At 63.8% G+C, this 21525-nt stretch carries 23 protein-coding genes and 1 pseudogene; 17 read left to right on the top strand and 7 right to left on the bottom strand.

Annotated elements, in window-relative coordinates; translation table 11 throughout:
• The first annotated feature begins 70 nt into the window (after nt 1-70).
• From AC1D0Z_RS04370 to AC1D0Z_RS04380, 3 genes are read left to right on the top strand one after another with little or no spacing between them, the layout of a single operon-like run.
• Entirely contained in the window at nt 71-1312 is a 1242-nt protein-coding gene (locus tag AC1D0Z_RS04370; protein ID WP_477657024.1) for a multidrug effflux MFS transporter, read from the top strand.
• Complete coding sequence (gene miaA / locus AC1D0Z_RS04375; protein ID WP_477657025.1) at nt 1290-2264, top strand: tRNA (adenosine(37)-N6)-dimethylallyltransferase MiaA; 975 nt, start codon at nt 1290-1292, stop codon at nt 2262-2264. The genes AC1D0Z_RS04370 and miaA overlap by 23 nt, the downstream gene beginning before the upstream one ends.
• A complete protein-coding gene (locus AC1D0Z_RS04380; RefSeq protein ID WP_477657026.1) occupies nt 2261-2908 on the top strand; it encodes an ABC transporter ATP-binding protein in 648 nt (215 codons plus the stop codon). Before miaA ends, AC1D0Z_RS04380 begins: the two co-directional genes overlap by 4 nt.
• A gap of 24 nt (nt 2909-2932) precedes the next feature.
• Here AC1D0Z_RS04380 and AC1D0Z_RS04385 read toward each other — a convergent pair whose 3' ends face one another.
• Nucleotides 2933-3904, bottom strand: coding sequence for a threo-3-hydroxy-L-aspartate ammonia-lyase (locus tag AC1D0Z_RS04385; protein WP_477657027.1), 972 nt, complete (start codon nt 3902-3904; stop codon nt 2933-2935).
• A gap of 188 nt (nt 3905-4092) precedes the next feature.
• On the opposite strand from AC1D0Z_RS04385, the gene AC1D0Z_RS04390 reads away from it, so the two are divergent.
• The 4 genes from AC1D0Z_RS04390 to AC1D0Z_RS04405 all read left to right on the top strand — a co-directional run bounded on the left by AC1D0Z_RS04390 (nt 4093) and on the right by AC1D0Z_RS04405 (nt 8494).
• Entirely contained in the window at nt 4093-6693 is a 2601-nt protein-coding gene (locus AC1D0Z_RS04390) for an ABC transporter permease (protein WP_477657028.1), read from the top strand.
• Between the two features lie 216 nt (nt 6694-6909).
• Nucleotides 6910-7362, top strand: coding sequence for a hypothetical protein (locus AC1D0Z_RS04395; protein ID WP_477657029.1), 453 nt, complete (start codon nt 6910-6912; stop codon nt 7360-7362).
• A 59-nt stretch (nt 7363-7421) separates the two neighbouring features.
• Nucleotides 7422-7994, top strand: coding sequence for a diguanylate cyclase (locus AC1D0Z_RS04400; RefSeq protein WP_477657030.1), 573 nt, complete (start codon nt 7422-7424; stop codon nt 7992-7994).
• A gap of 284 nt (nt 7995-8278) precedes the next feature.
• Complete coding sequence (locus AC1D0Z_RS04405; RefSeq protein ID WP_477657031.1) at nt 8279-8494, top strand: hypothetical protein; 216 nt, start codon at nt 8279-8281, stop codon at nt 8492-8494.
• A gap of 17 nt (nt 8495-8511) precedes the next feature.
• Here AC1D0Z_RS04405 and AC1D0Z_RS04410 read toward each other — a convergent pair whose 3' ends face one another.
• Nucleotides 8512-9420 carry a LysR family transcriptional regulator gene (locus tag AC1D0Z_RS04410; protein ID WP_477657032.1) on the bottom strand — a complete coding sequence of 303 codons (909 nt, stop codon included), beginning with the start codon at nt 9418-9420 and terminating at the stop codon, nt 8512-8514.
• 80 nt (nt 9421-9500) lie between these two features.
• On the opposite strand from AC1D0Z_RS04410, the gene AC1D0Z_RS04415 reads away from it, so the two are divergent.
• The 3 genes from AC1D0Z_RS04415 to AC1D0Z_RS04425 are packed head-to-tail and all read left to right on the top strand — an operon-like array spanning nt 9501 to nt 10986.
• A complete protein-coding gene (locus AC1D0Z_RS04415; RefSeq protein ID WP_477657033.1) occupies nt 9501-9923 on the top strand; it encodes a DoxX family protein in 423 nt (140 codons plus the stop codon).
• 21 nt (nt 9924-9944) lie between these two features.
• Nucleotides 9945-10628: a glutathione S-transferase family protein gene (locus AC1D0Z_RS04420; protein WP_477657034.1), complete on the top strand. Its 684-nt coding sequence runs from the start codon at nt 9945-9947 to the stop codon at nt 10626-10628.
• A 49-nt stretch (nt 10629-10677) separates the two neighbouring features.
• Complete coding sequence (locus AC1D0Z_RS04425) at nt 10678-10986, top strand: hypothetical protein (RefSeq protein ID WP_477657035.1); 309 nt, start codon at nt 10678-10680, stop codon at nt 10984-10986.
• 29 nt (nt 10987-11015) lie between these two features.
• On the opposite strand, the gene AC1D0Z_RS04430 is transcribed toward AC1D0Z_RS04425, so the two are convergent.
• Together AC1D0Z_RS04430 and AC1D0Z_RS04435 are read right to left on the bottom strand one after the other, a co-directional pair.
• Complete coding sequence (locus AC1D0Z_RS04430) at nt 11016-11681, bottom strand: glutathione S-transferase family protein (protein WP_477657036.1); 666 nt, start codon at nt 11679-11681, stop codon at nt 11016-11018.
• Nucleotides 11682-11849: 168 nt separating this feature from the next.
• Nucleotides 11850-12650: an IclR family transcriptional regulator gene (locus AC1D0Z_RS04435; RefSeq protein WP_477657037.1), complete on the bottom strand. Its 801-nt coding sequence runs from the start codon at nt 12648-12650 to the stop codon at nt 11850-11852.
• 106 nt (nt 12651-12756) lie between these two features.
• Here AC1D0Z_RS04435 and AC1D0Z_RS04440 point away from each other — a divergent pair, with 106 nt between their 5' ends.
• Entirely contained in the window at nt 12757-13728 is a 972-nt protein-coding gene (locus AC1D0Z_RS04440) for a Bug family tripartite tricarboxylate transporter substrate binding protein (RefSeq protein WP_477657038.1), read from the top strand.
• Nucleotides 13729-13735: 7 nt separating this feature from the next.
• Entirely contained in the window at nt 13736-14995 is a 1260-nt protein-coding gene (locus AC1D0Z_RS04445; protein WP_477657039.1) for an alpha-hydroxy acid oxidase, read from the top strand.
• Nucleotides 14996-15016: 21 nt separating this feature from the next.
• On the opposite strand, the gene AC1D0Z_RS04450 is transcribed toward AC1D0Z_RS04445, so the two are convergent.
• Entirely contained in the window at nt 15017-15910 is an 894-nt protein-coding gene (locus AC1D0Z_RS04450; protein WP_477657040.1) for a LysR family transcriptional regulator, read from the bottom strand.
• A gap of 72 nt (nt 15911-15982) precedes the next feature.
• Here AC1D0Z_RS04450 and AC1D0Z_RS04455 point away from each other — a divergent pair, with 72 nt between their 5' ends.
• The 3 genes from AC1D0Z_RS04455 to AC1D0Z_RS04465 all read left to right on the top strand — a co-directional run bounded on the left by AC1D0Z_RS04455 (nt 15983) and on the right by AC1D0Z_RS04465 (nt 18515).
• On the top strand, nt 15983-16255 hold the full coding sequence (locus tag AC1D0Z_RS04455; RefSeq protein WP_477657041.1) for a DUF1127 domain-containing protein: 273 nt from the start codon (nt 15983-15985) through the stop codon (nt 16253-16255).
• 68 nt (nt 16256-16323) lie between these two features.
• Nucleotides 16324-17403, top strand: coding sequence for a PLP-dependent cysteine synthase family protein (locus tag AC1D0Z_RS04460; RefSeq protein WP_477657042.1), 1080 nt, complete (start codon nt 16324-16326; stop codon nt 17401-17403).
• 17 nt (nt 17404-17420) lie between these two features.
• Nucleotides 17421-18515, top strand: coding sequence for a lipocalin-like domain-containing protein (locus AC1D0Z_RS04465; protein ID WP_477657043.1), 1095 nt, complete (start codon nt 17421-17423; stop codon nt 18513-18515).
• Between the two features lie 53 nt (nt 18516-18568).
• Here AC1D0Z_RS04465 and AC1D0Z_RS04470 read toward each other — a convergent pair whose 3' ends face one another.
• Complete coding sequence (locus AC1D0Z_RS04470; protein WP_477657044.1) at nt 18569-18871, bottom strand: hypothetical protein; 303 nt, start codon at nt 18869-18871, stop codon at nt 18569-18571.
• A 113-nt stretch (nt 18872-18984) separates the two neighbouring features.
• Here AC1D0Z_RS04470 and AC1D0Z_RS04475 point away from each other — a divergent pair, with 113 nt between their 5' ends.
• The gene (locus AC1D0Z_RS04475; RefSeq protein WP_477657045.1) at nt 18985-19896 is read left to right on the top strand and encodes a LysR family transcriptional regulator; all 912 of its coding nucleotides are present in this window, start codon (nt 18985-18987) and stop codon (nt 19894-19896) included.
• A gap of 254 nt (nt 19897-20150) precedes the next feature.
• Entirely contained in the window at nt 20151-20762 is a 612-nt protein-coding gene (locus AC1D0Z_RS04480) for a hypothetical protein (RefSeq protein WP_477657046.1), read from the top strand.
• A 33-nt stretch (nt 20763-20795) separates the two neighbouring features.
• On the opposite strand, the pseudogene AC1D0Z_RS04485 reads toward AC1D0Z_RS04480, so the two are convergent.
• A pseudogene (locus AC1D0Z_RS04485) lies at nt 20796-21525 on the bottom strand (hypothetical protein); the annotation flags it as partial.

Below are 21525 nucleotides of genomic sequence, written 5' to 3' on the forward strand. Positions count from 1 at the left end.
TCTGGAAACGGCCCCACGGGCCATGCCAGTGCCGCGATGCAGCAGGCATTTGTCTGATACGCTCAGTTGAATGGATGTTCCTGTTTCGAAGACCGCGGCGCGCGCCATGTCGCCCGGCATGGTGGTGCTGGTGCTGTCGATGCTGCTGGGCATCCAGCCTGTCACGACCGACCTCTACCTGCCCGCCCTGCCCGCCCTGACCGAAGGTTTCGGCGCGCCGATGTCGCAAGCGCAGCTCACGCTCAGCGCCCTGCTGCTGGCCTTCGGCACATCCCAGCTGATCTGGGGCCCGCTGTCGGACCGCTTCGGCCGCCGCCCCATCCTGCTCTGGGGCCTGTGCGCCTACACCCTTGCCTCTGTCGGCAGCACGCTCGCTTCGTCGATGGCGCTGCTGATCGCCTGGCGCATCGTGCAGGGCGCCGCCATGGGCGCGGCAGTCATGTGCGCGCGCGCCATTGTGCGCGACTTGTACCAGCCGCTTGAGGGCGCCCGCGCCATGTCCAAGGGTTTGAGCGGCCTGGGCGTGCTGGCCTGCATCAGTGCACCGCTGGGCGGCTTGCTGTCGGAGCTTTTCGGCTGGCGTATGGCCCTGATGGCGCTGGCCGTGTTCGGCGCGGCCACGCTGGCCCTCATCTCGCTGCGGTTTGAAGAAACCCTTGCACAGAAAAACCCGCGTGCGCTGCAGCCGGCCACACTGCTGCGCACCTGGGTCCATATTCTTCGCAACCCCACATTCCTGGCGTTTTCGCTGCTGACCGCGGCGTCCTATGGCGGCCTCTTCACTTTCCTGGCCACCTCGTCTTTCGTGTTTATCAAGGTGCTGGGCCTGACCAAAACACATTACGGCCTCATCATGTTTTCGATGTGTTTTTGCTACCTCACCGGCACCTTCATCTGCCGGCGGCTGCTGCCGCGCTTTGGCGTGCGGCGCTCGGTGGCCGTGGCCGCCTGCCTCACACTGGCCGGCGGAACTTTGATGGGCGTGCTGGCCTGGGCCGGCATCCAGAACGTCTGGGCCATCATGCTGCCCTACTACCTCTTCATGCTGGGCCATGGCGTGCACCAGCCCTGCGGGCAGAGCGGCGCGGTAGGCCCCTTCCCCCAGGCAGCGGGCGCTGCCTCGGCCCTCAACGGTTTTCTCATGATGGTCGTGGCTTTCGGCATGGGCGGCTGGCTGGGAACCCACATGGACGGCACGGTGCGGCCGCTGACCAACGGCGTCTGGTTCTGGAGCGCATTGATCGCCGCCACGGCCTGGACCGTGATCCAGAAATACGGAGAGCCCGCCCATGAGGCCGCAGCCAGGGCCTGACATGCGCGGCATCGCGCTGGCCGGGCCAACCGCCTCCGGAAAAACCGCCGCCGCGCTGGCGATTGCGCAGCGCCACGCGGTGGAAATCATCAGCGTCGACTCCGCACTGGTTTATCGCGGCATGGACATCGGCACCGCCAAGCCCACGCCCGCTGAGCTGGCCGCCGTGCCGCACCATCTGATCGACATTCGCGACCCGCTGCACGCCTACAGTGCGGCCGAATTTGTGGCCGACGCCAAGCGGCTGATGGAAGACATCCGCGCACGCGGCAAACTGCCCCTGCTGGTGGGCGGCACCATGCTGTACTTCAAGGCGCTGTTCGACGGACTGGACGACATGCCCAAGGCCGATCCAGCTACCCGCGTCCTGATTGCCGATGAAGCAGCCGCCAAGGGCTGGCCGGCGCTTCATGCCGAACTCGCCCGGGTGGACCCGGTCACGGCCGCGCGGCTCGCGCCGAACGACTCGCAGCGCATCTCGCGCGCGCTGGAGGTTTTCCGCGTGTCAGGCCAGCCGCTGTCGTTCTTTCATCAGCAAAATGCTACAAAAAACATAGCTGCTGGCGCACAGCCATCAACACCTACAGCCCTTATTTCCCTGGAACCTCAAGACCGGAGCTGGCTGCACGAGCGCATTGCCCAGCGCTTCGACGCCATGCTGGCCAGCGGTTTTATGGATGAGGTGAAAGCCTTGCGCGCACGCGGCGACCTCAACCCCGACCTGCCTTCGATGCGCTGCGTCGGCTACCGCCAGGCGTGGGAAGCACTGGATGGCAACTACCCGCTGGCCGAGCTGCGCGACAAAGGCATTTTTGCCACGCGCCAGCTGGCCAAGCGCCAGATCACCTGGCTGCGCTCCATGCCGCAGCGCCAGGTTGTGGCCTGCGATGCGGCCGATGCTTTGCAGCAGGTGCTTGCGTTGGTCGACTCCTCTGCAGGGCAGACGACGTGAGCCTTCAACTCAGGAACCTCGCCAAACGCTACGGCACCACTGCCGTGTTCAGCCACGTTACGCTGGATGTAGCGCCCGGCGAATTCGTCGCCATCATCGGCGAGTCGGGCGTCGGCAAATCAACGCTGCTCAACTGCATGGCCGGGCTCGACACCTGGGACGAAGGCACGGTGCTGCTGAACGGCCAGGACCTGGGCGCCATGACCGATGACGAGCGCGCCCTGCTGCGCCGCCGCCATGTGGGTTTTGTGTTCCAGGCCTTTCATGTGTTGCCGCACCTGGATGTTGCGCAAAACGTGGCCCTGCCCTTGCTGCTGCTCGGTGAGCCGGACGACGCGCGCGTGCAGTCGTTGCTGGATGCGGTGGGGCTGTCGGGCATGGGCGGGCGTTTGCCCCAGCAGCTCAGCGGCGGCCAGCTGCAGCGCGTGGCGATTGCCCGTGCCCTGGTGCACCGGCCCAGCCTGCTGCTGGCCGATGAGCCCACCGGCAACCTGGACCCCACGACAGCCGCAAAGGTGATGGATGCGTTGATCGCCCAGACCCGCGAACACGGCGCCTCGCTGGTGCTGGTCACCCACTCCGAAGCCGCCGCAGCACGCGCAGACCGCCGGCTGCATCTGAGCGCTGACGGGATTCTTCCCTAAGCTGCGCTCCTCGTAGTCAGGACTTCAGGCCTGGGTCAGCAACTCTGCGTAGCGCGTCAAATCAACATTTCCGCCACTGATGATGACGCCCACTTTTTCGCCAGGCGACGGCGGGTTGGCATGCAGCGCGGCGCAGGCGCCGGCAAAGGCCAGGCAGCCTGTCGGCTCCACCACCATCTTCATGCGCTCGGCAAAAAAGCGCATGGACTCGACCAGCTGCGCATCGCTCACGGTAAGGATGTCGTCCACATCGCGCCGGATGATGGCAAAGGTGTAGTCGCCCAGGTGCTGGGTTTGCGCACCGTCGGCAATGGTTTTGGGTGTTTCAATGTGCACGATGCGGCCGGCGCGCAGCGACTGCTGCCCGTCGTTGCCGGCTTCGGGCTCCACACCATAGACCTTGCACTGCGGCGACAGCGCGCGCGCCGCAAGCGCCGAACCGCTGGTAAGCCCGCCGCCGCCCAGGCATATGTAGAGGCGGTCCAGCGGACCGGTTTCCTCGATCAGCTCTTTCGCTGCCGTACCCTGGCCGGCAATCACGTCGGGGTGGTCATAAGGAGGGATCAGGGTCATGCCGCGTTCAGTGGCGAGCCGTTTCGTCAGCGCCTCGCGATCTTCGGTGAAACGGTCGTACAGCACCACTTCCGCGCCATAGCCCCGCGTGGCGGCCAACTTGGCCGCGGGTGCGTCCTTGGGCATCACGATGACCACGGGCATGCCAAGCAGCCGCGCCGAAAGCGCCATCGCCTGTGCATGGTTGCCTGACGAAAACGCGATAGCCCCGCCCCGGCGCTGCGCCGCGTCGAACTTCGACAACGCATTGAAGGCGCCGCGAAACTTGAAGGCACCCATGCGCTGGAAGTTTTCGCATTTGAAAAAGAAGCTCGCGCCCCAGCGGGCATCGGCCGTACTGGACCGCAGCACGGGCGTGCGGTGCGCATGGCCTTCAAGCCGCGCGGCGGCGGCCGTGACGTCGTCGTAGGTAGGGAGTTGCATGGTGAATCAACTTTCATTCCGGTGGGGAAAATCAGAAATATCTGGGTCGTCCCGAAGACCGATAGATTAGATGACAAGGCGCTTTCCCGACAGAGCCAGAAAACCCGATTCTGTACCGATACAGATGGCTGATTCGTTCAATTGCTGCGACCAGGTTTCGCCGCAACGCTGAAAGGCACAATGAGCGCATGCGCGCCCTGCTCTCAAGCTTCTCCTGGCGGGAATTGCAACACCACCCCTGGCGCAACGCCGCCGCCGTGGTGGCCGTGATGCTGGGCGTGGCCCTGGCGTTTTCGGTGCAACTTATCAACGCCTCCGCCCTCAGTGAGTTTTCGCAGGCGGTCCGCGCAGTCAATGGCCAACCCGACCTGGAGCTGCGCGCCGTGCAGGGCAGCTTTGACGAGGCGGTGTACGCGCGCGTGGCCAACCACCCGCAAGTCGCGCTGGCCAGCCCGGTGCTTGAAATCAGCACCTATGCGCTGGATGACACATCCGCAGGCGCCCGCCTGCCGCTGCGCATCATCGGCATCGATGCGCTGGCGGTGGCCGCCATCGCACCGTCGCTGATGCCGGTGCCGTCATCCGATGCTGCACGCTTCGCACTGTTTGCGCCCGGCCAGGTTTTCCTGAACCCCGCGGCGCAGCAAGCCCTCAAGGCTCCCGAGCTGCGCCTRCAAAGCGGCCTTGAACTGCGCCGGGTCTCTGTGGCCGGCAGCGTCAACGCCGGCGGCGGGCCGCTGGCGGTGATGGACATCGCTGCTGCACAGGATCTCTTCGGCAAAGCCGGCCAACTCTCCCGCATCGACCTCAGGCTCAGCGCCGGTGCCGACGCGCGCCGTGTGATCGAGTCGCTGGAACTGCCATCGAACATCACCGCCACAGCGCCGGGCGACGCGGCTGAACGCGTCAGCAACCTGTCGCGCGCCTATCGCGTCAACCTGACGGTGCTGGCATTGGTGGCCCTGTTCACCGGGGCCTTCCTGGTGTTTTCGGTACTTTCGCTGAGCGTGGCCAAACGTGCGCAGCAGTTCGCATTGCTCGGCGTGCTCGGCCTCACCGGCCGGGAACGCCTGCAGCTGGTGCTGGCCGAGTCGCTGCTGCTGGGTGCGGTTGGCAGCGTGCTGGGCATTGCACTCGGCACCGGCCTGGCTACGCTGGCGCTGCGGCTGCTGGGCGGTGACCTGGGCGGCGGCTACTTTTCTGGCGTGGCGCCCACCTTGCAATGGAGCGGTTGGGCGGCACTCATTTACGGCGCACTCGGAATTGCCGCCGCCGGCGTGGGCGGCTGGTGGCCGGCGCGGACGGCACAGAAACTGCCGCCCGCGCAAACCCTCAAGGGCCTCGGCGTTGCGTCCGGCAGCGGACGCGGCCACTGGCTCAGTATTATTTTGATAGCTGCTGGCGCTTTGCTGGCGCTGGTTCCGCCGTTATTTGGCATTCCGCTGGCAGCGTACGTGTCCGTGGGCCTGCTGCTGGTGGGTGGCATCACCGCCTTGCCGTGGCTGGTTTCGCTGATCTACAACCGGCTCAGCCCGCGGGTAGCCCACCGGTTGCTGCCACTGCTGGCCGTGGAGCGCGCGCGCCGCGTGCGCGAAAGCGCCGCGGTGGCGGTGAGCGGGGTGGTGGCGTCACTGAGCCTGGCCGTGGCGCTCACGGTGATGGTGACCAGCTTTCGCGAGTCGGTGACGCACTGGCTGGACGTGGTGCTGCCGGCCGACCTGTATGTGCGCACGGCGCTGGGAACCTCCGCCAGCGACACGGCGTATTTCTCGCCGGAGTTTGTGGCCGCGCTGGGCCGCCTGCCCGGCGTGGCGCGGGTGGGCAGCCTGCGCACCACACAGCTGCAGCTGGACACCGCCAGGCCCAGCGTGACCCTGATCGCCCGGCCGCTGGACAACCCGGCCACCACGCTGCCACTGGTCGGCCAGGCGCTGCCTGTGCCGCCCGGGCACATCGGCATCTACGTGAGTGAGCCGATGGTGGATCTGTACGATGCCCGTCCGGGTACGGTCTTTCGTCCACTTTCACAGGCTTTTGCGGCCCTGACCCAATCAGGACGCGCGCAAGCAGCTCCTGATTTGATAGCAAACATCGCGCAGCCAGGTATGGCGGCAACCCCGCCGGTGTTCTATGTGGCAGGCGTCTGGCGCGACTACGCACGCCAGTTCGGCGCCATCGCCATGCCCCAGGCAGATTTCGAACGCCTGACCGGTGACCGGCGCAGCAACGACCTCGCGCTTTGGCTGACGGAGGGCGCCAGCGACAGCCAGGTGCAGCAGGCCGTACGCGGGCTTGCCGGGCAGCAGTCCGGCGCCGGCGCGCTGCTGGAGCTGGCCTCCGTCAGCCAGCTGCGCGCCACGTCACTGCGCATTTTTGACCGCAGCTTTGCCGTGACGTACTGGCTGCAGGGCGTGGCGATTGCCATCGGGCTCTTCGGCGTGGCCGCCAGCTTCAGCGCCCAGGTGCTGGCGCGCCGCAAGGAGTTCGGCCTGCTGGCGCACCTTGGGCTGACACGCCGGCAAATCCTGGCCGTGGTGGCCGGCGAAGGCGCAGCCTGGACGGTGATCGGCGCATTCGCCGGGCTTGCCCTGGGACTCGCGGTGTCGACGGTGCTGGTGTATGTGGTCAACCCGCAAAGCTTTCACTGGACCATGGACCTCATGGTGCCCTGGCTGCGCCTGGCCCTGCTGTGCGCCGCCGTGGTCGTGGCCGGAACCGTCACCGCGTGGCTGGCAGGCCGCGCGGCCGCAGGCAGGGACGCCGTGCTGGCGGTGAAGGAAGACTGGTAAACGGGCACCCTTCTGCATTGCCGTGCAGAAGCACCGCAGCGCGGAGCCCGTGCACCGTCCTACAGGTGTGGAGGCCTGTTTCCGACGCCATCGCGCAAGCACCAGGATCACACTGCTACTCATGCGGTGGCCTTCAAGCAAGCCAGGTTTTGCCAGCCCTTGCGTTCCACGCCATCTCCTTTTCCTTCTTTCTCTTTCAATGCCAGCGGAGACGCCATGACCACCAACACCAGCCCCCAGACCGGCACCCACGCGAACATGACGGGCAAGTTCGCCCGGCACACGCCACCTTTGCCGTCCCAAGGCCTGCAGGTCACCCGCAATGATGACGGCAGCGTGACGCTGGCACTTGACCAACCCCTGACGCTGCAGGCTGAAGCCCTCGAAGAGCTCGTCACCAGCCTTGCCGGCCTGCGCGCCGACATGGACCCGCCCTATCCGCTTGACTGCCCGCCGCTGAGTGCGCTGGAGCCCAGCTACAGCCCGCGGCACTGGGTGGCCTGCGATCCGTTGACCGGCAAGATCCTGCTGTTCCTGCGCCACCATCTGTTCGGCTGGCTGGGCATTGTGCAAACACCGGAGACCGCACTCGACATGCTGAAGTCGGTGGCCGTCGAGATGAAAAACCTCGAGCTTTCCGAGCGCGACCCCGGGCACGGCTTGCACTGACAGGGCGCCGGACAGTCACCAGGGCCACCACCACCCCAGCCGCATTCCGCGCCGCGCCCATGCAGGAGCCCATCCGCTTCATCCTGCTGTACATCGTGATGCCGGGTTGGCTGGCCGCAGGGCTGGCTGACTGGGCCTGTCACCGGCGCAGCGACATCGCCCACACCAGTGGCGCCAAGGAGTCGCTCCTGCACATGCTGATGATTGGGCAAGTGGGCATGGGTGTGCTCGCGGCGCTTTTCCTGCAGATCAATTCAGCCGTTCTGCTGCTGTTGCTGCTCTTGCTGTTGGGCCATGCACTGACAAGCCACTGGGATCTGCACTACACCACCGGACGCCGCCATGTCAGCGCGGCCGAGCAGAGCGTGCATGCCTACCTGGAAGGATTTCCGCTGGCAGCGTATGCGTTATTGATGGCCGGCCACTGGCCCCAGTTTGCGGCGATCTTCGGTGCCGGTAACGCCACGCCCGACTGGACCTGGGCGCTCAAGGAAGAACCTCTGTCAGTGCGCCAGACGGCAGTGTTGTTGCTGGCGAGCTTTTGCCTGGGCTTTGCCCCCTTTGCCGAAGAGCTGTACCGCAGTGTTCGCGCATCAGGGCAATCCAAACCCAAACTACAACCCCGCCGCTGAACAGACGCTGCGTTCGCGCCGCTTATGGGGTTGTACATCTTGATACGAGGCTGGCTGCAGACCGGGCGACAGATGCCGGGACTTTCAGGAACGCCCGCGAAACTCCCCGGCACCTGACGTTGCCTCGGGCAGTTGCCCGGTTTTTAGTTTTCTTCAATGCTTCCCGCGACGGCCCAAGGCGTTTTCGTTTGCTTACCCAAAGACACGTTTTTGACGCGTGATTGTCATCACAGCGCCCGGATGAACTCCTACCATGGAGGCATTTACCAGAGAGGGCTTGCATCATGAGATCTGCTAAAGCACCGCCGCACGACTACCGCATTGAAAACATCGACCCGGCCGAAGGCAGCCTGCTGCCGTCGAGCTCAAACCATCTTTTCGCCGACTATTCGCTGGCTGTGGCGGTGGCCGTGAAAAGTGTGGCCGACCCCACAAGGCAGGAGGTGCGTGTCGTGCACGTCCCCAGCGGGGAAGTTGTCTTCCGGACTTCAGCGTTTTGACGTCGATGTCCGCCGCATCAGGCCAACCTGATGCTGTTTGCAAAGTGGTCATACACCACGGAAATTCTCCGCAGGTGGCGCGACTCCGCGTGCGCCAGCAACCACAGGTCTGACTCACAGTCGGCCAGGGTGTCCGCCAGCGGCACCAGCCCGGGCTCTCCCGCCAGCATGAAGCGCGGCACAATGCCCACCCCCAACCCCGCCTTGATCGCATCCATCACCGCCACAATGCCATCCGCATAGTGCCTCGGCGTCACCTTGGGCAACTGCTTGCGCCGCCACAGCACGGAGGGATGCTCGGGAAGCGATTCGTCAGGCGCAATCCAGTCCAGCTTCGCCAACGTGTCAAGCAAGGGAATTTTCTTGGCCGACACCGCCCTTGCTTGCGCTTTCGATCCGCACAGCACAAAGCGCACGGTGCCCAGCTTTCGGCCCACCAGGTGGTCGGGTGGCTTGCGCGTTGCACGCAGCGCCAGGTCGGCATCGCGCCGGCTCAGGCTCACGAGTTCATTGCCGGTGCGCATGTCCAGTTGCAGCAGCGGATGCTGCGCCAGCAGCGGCTTGAGCGAAGGCAACACCAGCCCGCGCAATACCGCGTCGGTTGTGGTCAGCCGCACCAAGCCTGAAACCCCTTCATGCGGCCGCTGCATGCTGGCACGCACGGCTTCTAGCTCGGCCTCCACGCGCTCCGCATGCGGCACCAGGCCCAGCATGGGCTCTGTCGGCAGGTAGCCCAGGCGCGACCTTTCGAACAGGCGCTGGCCCAGGTTTTTCTCGATACGCTGCACCGAGCGGAACACTGTGGACGCATCCGCGCCCAGCCGCCGCGCAGCCTCGGCGAGCGTCATGCCCCGCACCATGGCCAGCAAGATTTCCAGGTCAGAGGCCGTCAGCGCATATTGCGTTTTTGCAATAGATGTTTTCATAATTGCCAATTTACATTGTATTTTTGCAATCGTAAAGTGGCGGCTCCTTCAACGCTTCGCCCTTTGCCGGGCTTTACATCATGACCATCGAAACCCCTGAAAACTCCAGCGCCAGCCACGGCGCCACCCTGCTGCGCCTGGCCCTTGGCACCATGTGGGTCACCCACGCGCTGCTCAAAATCTTCGTCTTCACCCTGCCCGGCACGGCGCAGTTTTTTGAATCGGTCGGCTTGCCTGGCTTCATGGCTTACGTCGTCGTGGCGGTCGAACTGGCCGGCGGTGCGGCACTGCTGCTGGGCTTTTATGGGCGCCAGGCATCACTGCTGCTCGCGCCGGTGCTGCTGGTGGTCGTCTGGGTGCACTGGCCCAACGGCTGGGTGTTTACCAGCCCCAAGGGCGGCTGGGAATACCCGCTCTTTCTGCTGGTGGCCTCGCTCGCTCAATGGTTGCTGGGTGACGGCGCTTGGGCTGCACGCCGCAGCCGCCTGCTGGTGCTGCGCTGATCTGTGTTGAAAGACATCACCATGAAACTCACCCTCATCAGCCACACACTGTGCCCCTACGTGCAGCGCGCAGCCATCGTGCTGGCCGAAAAAGGCGTCGCCTTCGAACGCATCAACGTCGACCTCGCGAACAAGCCCGACTGGTTCAAGGCGATCTCACCGCTGGGCAAGACGCCTGTGCTGCTGGTAGACGACGATCCGGTTTTTGAATCGGCCGTGATCTGCGAATACCTGGACGACACCCTGCTGCCGCGCCTGCATCCGGCGGACGCCCTCAAGCGCGCACAGCACCGCGCATGGATGGAGTTCGGCTCTGCCCTGCTCAATGCCATCGGTGCGTTCTACAACGCTGGCGATGCGGCGTTGCTGGCACGGCAACGTGAAGACATCCGGCGCCGGTTTGGCCAGCTTGAGGCGGTGCTACCGGACCAGGGCCCCTATTTCGCAGGTACATCTTTCAGCATGGTGGATACCGTGTTCGGCCCCGTGTTCCGCTACTTCGATGTGCTGGACGATGTGGGCGAGACGGGGTTCTTCGAGCATTTGCCGAAAGTGCAGGCCTGGCGCGCCGCTCTCGCTGCGCGCCCCTCAGTCCAGCAGGCGGTGGGCAGCGGCTATGCCGCAGAGTTGCACCGCTTCTTCCTGGCCCGTGGCTCCGAACTCTCGCGCCGTATCGTGGGGCGTGAGGTTAGCCCGATGCTATAAAGCGATTGGCTGCTTTTGGACAGAAGCTGACATTGCACTACTCCATCATATGAACTCAGCAAATAGCGAAGACACACATTGGCTTGCGGCCCGCTCCGATATCGATCGAACTCGATTCCTGGCGAAGCTTATGCATGGGCTGACGGTTGGACAAAGGGTGCTTTTTTACGACGACAATCTCGAAGGGGCCCGGCAACTGAACGAAGCCAATCATCAGGTTTCGGGGTTTCTTGTCGATGCCCTCGACGGTCGAACGCAGCGAATGCTCGACTCGTCTCTGTTTAAGCCGACTGATGAACAAGCCGGACTGCAATACGCCCAGGCCTGGGCCTACGCAAAAGGCCAATTTGGTGGGTGACGACTAAAACGGTCACCTGATTCTTCTGGTCACCCAGCCGAAGACTTGCCACTGAAAACCGCCAACTGCGCATCAAAAGCACGCTGATATGCTGGCCGCGCTTCAGCGCGGGCAACATAGGCTGAAAGGGTCGGGTATTTCTCCAGCAGCCCTGATACCGCCGCCCTGCGCAGCACCGTCACCATCAACAGGTCACCGGCACTGAATGCACCGTCAAGCCAGTCGGCATTGCCCAGCCGGCTGGAAAGGTCGCCCAGCCGCGCATGGACGCTGTCCTCGAGGGCGGGCAGGCGGTCTGCATACCAGGGCTTGTCACGCTCGAAGAGTACGGCCATTGCGCGCTCAATGATGGGTGGCTCCACCGTGTTGAGCGCGGCAAACATCCAGGCGACGGCGCGGGCCCGTGCATTCCCATCGGCTGGCAGCAGGCCTTGATGGCGCTCTGCAATATGGAACACGATCGCCCCTGACTCGAACAGCGCGAGATCGCCTTCTTCATAGGTTGGAATCTGCCCGAAAGGATGAAGCGCCCGATGCGCTGGTTCCTTCATTGCCGCGAACGAAACCAGGCGGACGTCGTAAGGCTGGCCCACTTCTTCAAGTGCCCAGCGAATACGCATGTCACGCGCCAGTCCCCTGCCGCGATCGGGCGAGCGTTCAAAGGCGGTAATGGTAGGGGTCGTCGGAAGGGCCATGGTGTTTTTTCTCCTTTGCTGGATGTTTCGTTGAACTCTTCAGTGAGTGGCTTGTTGATGTCGGCTACACAATTTGTAGTTCATCAACCAGACGACGTTCGGGATGGGCCCAAATCGACATCTCTGAACTGACTTTTTTGCCGACTCTCGAAAATCGGGCAAATCTGATCACGGGTGCCAGGTTGCCCGCAGTGCCGTGGACGGCATCGCGCCGAGTGCCTCTCCGAGCTGCTTTGCAGCAATCACCGTGGCGGGCGCGTAACGCGCGAGTACCGCAGCCGTCAGTCGTTCTATTGGCCCCGCCGTGCTGACAGAGCCCAGCACGGCACCGTGCCGTCCTCGCACGGCGGCGGAGACGCTGGCGATCTTCGAGTTCCGCTCGCCGCGGGTGATGTGAAAACCGCGTCGGCGGATGCGCTCATTGAGATCACCCGGCTCGCCCAGGGCAGCCAGGATCACCCGGCCGGCGGATCCGCGGTCCAGGGGAAAAACTTCGCCGGAGCGAATCTGGCTCTGCACACCGGCCGCCCCCTCACAACGCATCAGGCAGCTGCGCAGGTTGCCTTCGAAAACGAAGAGCGACGCGCTTTCTCCCGTGGCGGCACTGAGCTGGCGCAGGATCGGCTCTATGGCGGAGTCGAGGTCGAACTGCGCCTGATAGCGGGAGCCCATCCAGCCGACCGCGGGGCCAAGCCGCCACGCCCCGTCTTCGCGCCTGACAAGGAATCGGGCTGCGGCGAGCGTGCGCGCAAGCCTCAACACCGTTGGTTTGTGCATGCCGGTTCGGCGGGCCAGCTCCGCGAGCGACAGGTAGAGCTCGCCGCCTTCGAAGGCCGTGAGGATGGACAAGGCACGCATGACGGCCGTGACGTTCTCGTCGGCCGGGCGTGGCAAATCCCCCGGCGGCTCATCCGTGAGCAGTCGCTTGGGTGTGGCAAACGGCGGCGCTGTCCTGGACTCCTGCGGCATGGCGCGATCATATTCCAGGCCACCGCATCGTTACGTCAGGCGTAACGCATTGCCGGGCAGGGCCATTCTTCCGATCATGCGGGCCTAATTACAGGAGACACGTTCCATGACACATATGCAGACCACCCGCCGTACCTTTCTTGCTTCGGCGGCGGCGATCTCCGCGTTCGGCGCCCGAGCCCAGGGCGCATCCCCAGCACCAACCCGAATCGTGATTCCATTCGCCGCCGGAGGCGCCACGGACGTCCTCGGCCGCGATCTGGCCAAGGCCATGGGTGCGGTCCTGGCGCAGATTTTTGTCATCGAGAACGCGGGCGGCGGCGCCGGCGTGCCGGCCATGAACAAGGTGACCGGCGCCAGGGCCGATGGCACCACGCTGCTGTTCGCCGCCTCCGGCAACATCACGGCCCAGCCCCTGCTGCTGAAGCCCCGGGTAGATATCCTCACGCAGGTGACGCCGGTTGGCATGATCGCCACGGCGCCGCACGTGCTTGTGGTGACGGGGAAGATGCCGTTCAGGACCGTCGCGGAGCTGGTCGCTTACGCCAAGGCCCATCCGGGCCAGCTGAACTTCGGGTCCGCAGGTGTGGGGGGCCTGGCGCACCTGGGCACGGAGCTCTTTGCGCGCGCCGCGCAGATCGACATCAAGCATGTGCCATACCGCGGGGCTTCGCCAGCCACAACCGATCTTGCTGCGGGCCAGATTCAGGCCATGTTCGGCACCATGCCATCGTTCACGGGCATGGCCCAGAGCGGCGCCATCCACGTCATCGGCTTGACGGCCCCAAGCGCCGCAGCGCCTCTCAAGGGGATTCCTCTGATCGCCAACACTGTGCGGGGCTTCGGCTACAAGAGCTGGAATGCGATCTTCGCGCCCGTCAGTACGCCCGCGCCGGTCGTCACACGGCTCTACGCGGCAATGAAGCAGGCGTCCGTGGACCCAGGGATGGCCAGGCGCTTCGAGGAGCAGGGCGTCGACATCGAACTGGCGGACACCGCCGAGCTCACTGACATGATCCGCAAGGAGACTGCGATGTGGGACAAGGTCATCCGCGAAGCAAACATCCACATCAACTGAGCGACGCATGCTGCAACTCACTTCCTCCGTGGCAAACCCGGTGGGCACGCGCCCGTCCCCAAGTGCCCGCCCCGCCGTGCCAGCCGGCTTGCGGAATTACCTGTCGCTGCAGGATTTCGAGCGGGGCGCTCGCCGTCACTTGCCGCGGCCGCTCTTTGCCTACATCTCCGGTGGAGCGGAAGACTCGGCCTCGCTGCACGACAATCGCGCCGCATTCTCCGAGTTCGGCTTTGTCACGCAGGTGCTGCGCAACGTGTCGGGTCGCAGCCAGGCGGTCGACCTTCTCGGGCGGCGCTACGCGTCGCCCTTTGGCATCGCCCCGATGGGCATCAGTGCGCTGAGCGCGTACCGCGGCGACCTGGTACTGGCCCGCGCAGCGGCGGCCGAGGGCGTGCCGATGATCATGAGCGGCTCCTCGCTTATCCCGCTCGAAGAGGTGATCGCCGCGGCCCCAGAGACCTGGTTCCAGGCCTATCTGCCAGGCGAGACAGCCAGGATCGAGGCCTTGATCGACCGCGTCGGTCTTGCGGGCGTCAAGACGCTCGTGCTGACCGTGGACACCGCCGTGCTTGCCAACCGTGAGAACAATGTCCGCGCAGGCTTTTCAACCCCGCTGCGACCGGGCATGCGCCTGGCCTGGGAGGGGCTCACCCACCCGCGCTGGGCAATCAATACCTTGCTGCGGACGTTGGCGGTGCACGGAATGCCGCACTTCGAGAACTCGTACGCGAGCCGTGGCGCGCCGATCCTGTCGTCACGGGTGGCGCGCGACTTCGGCGCCAAGGACCACCTGGACTGGGAGCATCTGGCCCTCATCCGCCGCCAATGGAAGCACACCCTGGTGGTCAAGGGCATCATGAACCACGAGGATGCCCGCAAAGTGCGGGACATGGGCGCGGACGGCCTCATCGTGTCGAACCACGGCGGCCGGCAGCTCGATGGCACGGTGTCGCCGCTGCGCGTGCTGCCCGAGATCGTCCGGGCGGTGGGCGCCGATTTCCCGGTCATGATGGACAGCGGCATCCGGCGTGGGACGGACGTCCTGAAGGCGCTCGCCCTCGGTGCCAAGTTCGTCTTCGTGGGGCGCCCGTTCAACTATGCTGCCGCCGTGGCCGGCGAAGAAGGTGTGCGGCATGCGATCCGCATCCTTGCCGACGAAGTCCAGCGGGACCTGGGTCTGCTTGGCCTGACGTCCATCCCGGAGGTACAGCGCACACAGCTGCGCGACCTGGCCTGCCGCAACCATCCAGCACACTTGCAGACATGAACAAAGAGGTCCGTCCCGGCTTCAGGCCTGGCGAAACTTCGCCAGTGTCTTGAGCAGGTTGCGGGTGGCGCCGTCGAGCGCGTCAAGGGGCCGGTGAACCATGGCCGTATGGCGTGTCAGCGCGGGCTTTAGCGGCACCAGCTGCACGTCGTGCCGCACGTTGGATTCCTCCAGTGATTGTTCCCTGGGCAATACCGCGGCGCCATAACCCGCGGCCACCAGGCTTTTGATGGCCTCGGAGTAGTTGAGCTCAATGCGTGCGCGCGGCGTGAAGCCTGCATCGGCAAACCAGGCCATGGTCATGCGGTACATGTGGGTCGGTGTCTCGTTGAAGATCAGCGGGCGCGTGGCCAGCCATGCCGGCGTGGCGTGTCTGGGCGCCTTCCAGCGCTTGGGCACAAACGCCATCATCGGGTCGCTGCGCCAGTGGGTAATCACCATGCCGCGTTGCGCGGGCGGGGGTGTAGCGACCACGCCGACGTCGAGCGTGCCCTGCAGCAGCCGCTCCATCGTATCGGCGGAACCCAGGATGCTGACCTCGACATCGATGTCGGGGTGGGCTTCTTCCATGGCCTTGAGAACCTGCGGCAAAAAGTACACCAGCACGCCCGTGGTGGTGCCCAGGCGCACGCGGCCGGTGCGGCCTTCGACATGGCGCTTCACCGCATCGATGGCGTCGTCAGCGTCGCGCAGCAGGCGGCGGGCGCGCTCGACCAGCACGGCGCCCGCCGGTGTGGGCTCAACGCGCCGGCCGCCGCGCACCACCAGCGGCGTACCGAGCCGGCTCTCAAGCTCGCTCACATGCAGGCTCACGGTGGGCTGCGCCAGATGCAGTCCCTGCGCCGCGGCAGAGAACGTGCCCAGGTCGGTGATGGCGACCAGCGTTCTCAGTTGATCCAGGTTCAGTTCGCGCATGGCAAGTTGTTTATTGCTTGAGTATCAGTAATTCTGATAATTCCGATCAGAAAATTCAACTTCCACAATATCATGATTTTCAGCACCATTGGGCACTTCCTACCAGGAGTGCGCCAAATGCTGACGAAGACGATGAGAATTTTTCCGGGAGCCCTGCCCAGCTGCCCAGCCAGAGAGCTGGGCCAAAAGCTTCTGGACACCCTGCGCAAAAACACGCAGAGGCGACGGAACCTGAATGAGCTGCGCCTGATGAACGACCACCAGCTCAATGACCTCGGCATTGGCCGCAGTGAAATCCCCGGCCTGATGAATAACCTTGGGACCCGCCACCGGGAATGGCGCTGAAGCCCCTGCGCCAGCCGGCACGTCGGTAGACGTTTTACGTCCACAGGTCTTGCTGCGAGAATCAGGCGATGACTTCCCTCCAGACCTCCAGCAGTTCCTGGCTCAGCGCCGCCATCGCCCGAATTGAGGCCGACTACCTGCGCAGCGCCGACACGCACCTGATTCCGCTGCCGCTGCCGGAGTTCGCTGCGCGCGGCATTGATTTTTACCTCAAGGATGAATCCACCCACCCCACCGGCAGCCTCAAGCACCGGTTGGCACGTTCGCTGTTTTTGTATGCACTGTGCAACGGGCTGATCCACGAGAACTCCACTGTCGTTGAAGCGTCCAGTGGCTCCACCGCGGTCAGCGAAGCCTACTTCGCGCGGCTGCTGGGCCTGCCCTTTGTCGCCGTGATGCCGCGCAGCACCTCGCCCGAGAAAGTGGCGCAGATTGAGTTTTATGGCGGGCGCTGCCACTGGGTGGAAAGCGCCGTGCAGGTGTACGACGAGGCACGCAAGGTGGCGCTTGAAACCGGCGGCCACTACATGGACCAGTTCACCTATGCCGAGCGTGCCACCGACTGGCGCGGCAACAACAACATCGCCGAAAGCATGTTCAGCCAGATGGCCCGCGAGCGGCACCCGGTGCCGCGCTGGATTGTGGTGGGGGCCGGCACTGGCGGCACCAGCGCCACCATCGGCCGTTATGTGCGCTACCAGCGTCACGGCAGCCAGCTGTGCGTGGCTGATCCGGCAGGTTCGGTTTTCAGCGCTTACCATCGCACCGGCGACGCCGGCCTCGCGGGCGCGGGCTCGCGCATTGAAGGCATCGGCCGGCCGCGCGTAGAGGCCAGCTTTATCCGCACGGTGATAGACCGCATGGTGGAAGTGGCCGACGTGGACTCGCTGGCCGCCATGCAGGCCTTGTCGCAGCTGCTGGGCCGCAGGGTCGGGCCTTCAACCGGCACCAACCTGGTGGGCATGCTTACGCTGGCGCACGAGATGCTGGCGCGCGGCGAGGAGGGCTCTATCCTGTCGCTGCTGTGCGACTCCGGCGAGCGCTACCTGCCCACGTATTACAGCGCCAGCTGGGTCACCGAAAAAATGGGCGACTGCACGGTGGCGAACGAGCAGATCAACCGGCTGATGCGGCCCGCGCAGGCCTGAAAAGTCTGGAGCCCCGCATGCGCCCGCTCTCTTTGCCCGGTGTGCCAAGACGCCAGCTGTTGCTGGGAGGCGTGGCCGGCCTGGCAGGCTTGGCAAATCTGGGAAAAGCGCACGCCCTGCCCGCCAAAACACTGGTGTTTCCGCGTGACCGCGGGGCGCACCCCGGCTTCCGCACCGAATGGTGGTACATCACGGGCCAGGCCACGGCCAGCGCAGAGGGCCAGCGCCTGTTCGGGTTCCAGCTGACCTTTTTCCGCTCACGCGTGGACGATACGCAGGGCATGTCGTCAAATTTCGCAGCTAAACAGCTGGTGTTTGCGCATGCCGCCATCACCGATGTGCAGGGCAACAAGCTCTGGCACGACCAGCGCATTGCGCGGGAAGGTTTTGGTATTGCGATGGCCAGCGAGCAGGACATGGCCGTCAAGCTGCGCGACTGGTCCCTGAAAGCTGAAGGCACCAGGTACACCGCAGAACTGCCGGCCAGTGACTTTGCACTCAAGCTGCAGTTTGAAGAATCGCAAGGTGTGCTGCTGCAGGGCAACAAGGGCCTGTCGCGCAAAGGGCCTGACGACAAGCAGGCGAGCTACTACTACAGCCAGCCGCAGCTCGCCACGCGCGGCAGCCTGCAAGTCAAAGGCAAAAGCTTTGCCGTTACCGGGACAGCCTGGCTGGACCACGAGTGGAGCGAAGAGATATTGCACCCCGACGCCATGGGCTGGGACTGGATTGGCATGAACCTGCTGGACGGCAGCGCCCTCACCGCTTTCAGGCTGCGAGGCAAAGACGGCAGCACGTTGTGGGATGGCGGCTCGTTCCGCTCAATGAAGGGAGGGCTTTACACCTTCAGCCGCGGCGAGGTGATTTTTAAACCCGTACGCTACTGGAAAAGCCCTCTCACGCAAGCGACCTATCCGGTGGAGTGGATCGTGCGAACACCGGCCGATTTTTATACCGTACGCGCCATCATTGACAACCAGGAGCTGGACAGCCGCCAGTCGACCGGCGCAATTTACTGGGAAGGCTTGAGCGAGCTGATCGACAGTAACGGCAAGCGCGTGGGCATGGGGTACCTGGAGATGACGGGGTATGCGCAGCGCCTGAAGATGTAGCGCGAGCCTGACGTCGGCCGCAGCTGCGGCGCGACGCCCCCCCCCCGGGAACATCAATAGTCGGCGCGGATCAGGCGCTGGGCACGCGGGCTCATGTTGCGGCGCATAGTTGCCGTCAGCCATGGGTAGGGCTGACTGGGCGTCTCAACACCGGACGCCGTGCCAGGCAACAGGAATTGCATAACGTTCAGCACTTTACGCAGGAAAGACGAAGAAGCAGCAGAAGAAGAAACTGCTGCCGAACGGCCACCCATCGAACCATTGGCAGGTGCGGGCTGGTTAAAAAAAGCAGTGCGTGTCATGGAAGTTCCTTTCGAGGTGACATGAGAGGCAACGATTGCCAAAACAGCGGTCATGACGAGAATATAGGGTTTACGAGTATAAAAGTAAAACGACTTATATTGCGTTTGAGTGCAGAAAAATTGCTTTTAGAGCAATGCCTCCAGATCATAAAAATGGGAGACAAGTCATGGATATCAACCTCGCCCGCACCTTTCTCGAGATCGTCTCCTGCCATAGCTTTGTCCAGGCCGCCGAAAGGTTGCACGTCACCCAGACGGCGGTAAGCGCCCGCGTGAAAACACTGGAGGACCTGCTCGGGCGCACGCTGTTTGTCAGGAACAAGGCCGGTGYATCGCTCACTCCCGCGGGGGAGCAGTTTGTGCGGCATGCCATGACGCTGGTACAGGTATGGGAGCGGGCCAGGCACCAGATGGCGGTACCGCCCGGGCGCCGCGCGCTGGTGACGGTTGGCTGTGAAATCAGCCTCTGGCAGCCTCTGATGCTCGACTGGTTGTTCTGGATGCGTAAAAACGCGCCCGACCTGGCACTGAGGACTGAAGTGGGTGTCGCTGATGACCTGCTGGAGCGCGTGGCCCACGGCACGCTGGACATCGTCATTGCCTATGCGCCCCGGCAACGCCCCGGCCTCAGGATCGAACTGCTGATTGAAGAGAAGCTGGTGCTGGTCACCACTTCGCCAAGCCTTGAAACGCCCCAACCGACCGAGTACGTGTATGTGGACTGGGGACGCGAATTCTCCGCGCAGCACAGCCTGGCGTTCCCGGAACTTTCCAGCGTCGGAGTTTCATCCAGCCTGGGGCCGCTGGGGCTGGAATACCTGCTCGCCGTGGGCGGTGCCGGCTACTTTCGGCAAAACGTGGTGCGCAACCACATCAAGGAAGGCCGTCTCTATCGGGTACCCGGCAAGCCGGAATTTTTGTACCCCGCCTACGCTGTCTATGCGGCCAATGCCGACATGAAAGTACTGGAACCCGCACTGGCCGGCTTGAGGCAAGCCGCAGCGGGAAGCCAGGGCGGCAAGCTGCGCGCCGCCAGGCCGCCCAAAAGCGCCGGCAAGAGCACACGACCCTCCGCATGATTCACCGCCTCCACCCCTCGCCTTCACCACTTCAGCCCGCCGTTCTTTTCCGGCTTGGAGGCAAGGCACTGGCAGGCATCTTTGTAAGCAGACGCTCAAAATCGTTGCCCCGGCGTCACCGTTCAGCAATCGGGGAAATCAATGTAAGGGTGTTCCGCAGCGGTAAGCGCGGGGAAGGATTGCCTGACTACACTCAAGCAATGGTGCCGGGCCCCTACCCGCCCCGTTTCCTTCCTGACGCAACCGGAACATACATGGACTTTTTTCTTCTGGTGACTTTTGTCGCCATCGGCACCTACTTCCTGAAAGCCAGGGAGGAGCGCAAACGCATCGCACTGCTGGGCAGCCATCTGGGCCACTACCAGATCGAAAAACTCATGGAAACACTTGCCGACGGCTACCTGCGGGCACTCGGCGAAAAAGAACCGGAGCGGCGCGAGCAGGTCTGGCAACAACTGGCCAACACCGAAACACAACTGGCCGTGCAGTTCGGCAAATTTGCAGCGGAGTTTGCCAAGGTGCCTGAACCCGAAGCGCGCGTCAGCCGTCTGCCGATTGGCCTGCCCTTTGCCACCCAGATCCTTCCAGCCATGAGCTTTGACATGCGCAAGGCGCTGGCAATTCACGCGGCCGGCATCATCCGCACGGCCCAGAATGCCGCCGGGCTCAGCCCCAAGGCCAAGGCCTTCACGATGTCAGCCGAACTGTTCCTGATGCAGCACACCTGCCATTGGTTCTGCAAATCAAAAGCCATCGCCTCAGCCCGCGTGCTGGTACGGCACAAAACGCCGCACGCGCAGCTGGTGGATTCGGTGTCGCCGGAGACGCGTGAGGCATATAGCGTGCTGATCAGCGGCGGTAGATAAATAAGCGTGTGAGGCACTTTCACGCGCGACGCCTCACGGTTTTGCTACCATGGCCTTCACTTCCTCGCTGAGGCGAAGAACTTCCGGGCTTGTTGTCACCCCCACAGATATCGCGTCCAGGCCGTCGACCATCGTGCATTTGAAAGTCGCATCCGCTTGCCTGTTGCACTCCATGACACCAAGAGGCTTGCTAGCGGCCTTGAAGCGCGTGGGGTGAAAAATGTAAGTAAAGTCCGAAGGATTCTTCGGATAAACAGTTCGATCCAGAAGATCATCCGGAAATTTTTTCTCAGTCATTTCCCTGATGAGGTAAGCCATCCGGGCTCCAAGTTGCGGCATCGCTTGTTTGGTTTCCTTGTTATGCGCCCCGTGCAGACCAATCATCGTTTTCTCCAGCGCAACCCCGTCGCTGTAGTAGCGTTGCACTCCCCCCAGAAAAACAAGTCCGCATGCCGACTCACATTTGCCTGAGACGGCAGTGTCGAGACCGGCTTCCCGAATGCGCCTTGCAAGTTCTTGCCCATTCCAGAGATCGCCCCCGGGGCTGTTGTGCAGCAAAACGAGTTTCACTTGATTCGTGGCAAGCTGGTCCTTGAGCTGGGCAACGTCACCGCCAACAACCGGTCCGGACATGATCAGCGTTTCCCCAATGAGATTGAAGTCCATGGCCAGGACYGGCGTGACGGCGAACTTGAACGCGACCAGGACGAGCCATTTTCTGTAGTTGAACGGCATTTGTGGCGCCTTAAAGGTTTGCCAAAGC

It is taken from the genome of Polaromonas sp. P1_E3, assembly GCF_056405935.1.

Excerpts from the sequence above, each read along its gene's own strand:
- AC1D0Z_RS04400 (WP_477657030.1), top strand. The coding sequence starts at position 7,422 with ATGCAGGAGCCCATCCGCTTCATCCTGCTGTACATCGTGATGCCGGGT.
- AC1D0Z_RS04435 (WP_477657037.1), bottom strand. The coding sequence starts at position 12,650 with ATGCCGCAGGAGTCCAGGACAGCGCCGCCGTTTGCCACACCCAAGCGA.
- AC1D0Z_RS04385 (WP_477657027.1), bottom strand. The coding sequence starts at position 3,904 with ATGCAACTCCCTACCTACGACGACGTCACGGCCGCCGCCGCGCGGCTT.
- AC1D0Z_RS04465 (WP_477657043.1), top strand. The coding sequence starts at position 17,421 with ATGCGCCCGCTCTCTTTGCCCGGTGTGCCAAGACGCCAGCTGTTGCTG.
- AC1D0Z_RS04405 (WP_477657031.1), top strand. The coding sequence starts at position 8,279 with ATGAGATCTGCTAAAGCACCGCCGCACGACTACCGCATTGAAAACATC.
- AC1D0Z_RS04430 (WP_477657036.1), bottom strand. The coding sequence starts at position 11,681 with ATGGCCCTTCCGACGACCCCTACCATTACCGCCTTTGAACGCTCGCCC.
- AC1D0Z_RS04450 (WP_477657040.1), bottom strand. The coding sequence starts at position 15,910 with ATGCGCGAACTGAACCTGGATCAACTGAGAACGCTGGTCGCCATCACC.
- AC1D0Z_RS04425 (WP_477657035.1), top strand. The coding sequence starts at position 10,678 with ATGAACTCAGCAAATAGCGAAGACACACATTGGCTTGCGGCCCGCTCC.
- AC1D0Z_RS04445 (WP_477657039.1), top strand. The coding sequence starts at position 13,736 with ATGCTGCAACTCACTTCCTCCGTGGCAAACCCGGTGGGCACGCGCCCG.
- AC1D0Z_RS04395 (WP_477657029.1), top strand. The coding sequence starts at position 6,910 with ATGACCACCAACACCAGCCCCCAGACCGGCACCCACGCGAACATGACG.
- AC1D0Z_RS04440 (WP_477657038.1), top strand. The coding sequence starts at position 12,757 with ATGACACATATGCAGACCACCCGCCGTACCTTTCTTGCTTCGGCGGCG.
- AC1D0Z_RS04410 (WP_477657032.1), bottom strand. The coding sequence starts at position 9,420 with ATGAAAACATCTATTGCAAAAACGCAATATGCGCTGACGGCCTCTGAC.
- AC1D0Z_RS04415 (WP_477657033.1), top strand. The coding sequence starts at position 9,501 with ATGACCATCGAAACCCCTGAAAACTCCAGCGCCAGCCACGGCGCCACC.
- AC1D0Z_RS04460 (WP_477657042.1), top strand. The coding sequence starts at position 16,324 with ATGACTTCCCTCCAGACCTCCAGCAGTTCCTGGCTCAGCGCCGCCATC.
- AC1D0Z_RS04370 (WP_477657024.1), top strand. The coding sequence starts at position 71 with ATGGATGTTCCTGTTTCGAAGACCGCGGCGCGCGCCATGTCGCCCGGC.
- AC1D0Z_RS04455 (WP_477657041.1), top strand. The coding sequence starts at position 15,983 with ATGATTTTCAGCACCATTGGGCACTTCCTACCAGGAGTGCGCCAAATG.
- AC1D0Z_RS04470 (WP_477657044.1), bottom strand. The coding sequence starts at position 18,871 with ATGACCGCTGTTTTGGCAATCGTTGCCTCTCATGTCACCTCGAAAGGA.
- AC1D0Z_RS04420 (WP_477657034.1), top strand. The coding sequence starts at position 9,945 with ATGAAACTCACCCTCATCAGCCACACACTGTGCCCCTACGTGCAGCGC.
- AC1D0Z_RS04480 (WP_477657046.1), top strand. The coding sequence starts at position 20,151 with ATGGACTTTTTTCTTCTGGTGACTTTTGTCGCCATCGGCACCTACTTC.
- miaA (WP_477657025.1), top strand. The coding sequence starts at position 1,290 with ATGAGGCCGCAGCCAGGGCCTGACATGCGCGGCATCGCGCTGGCCGGG.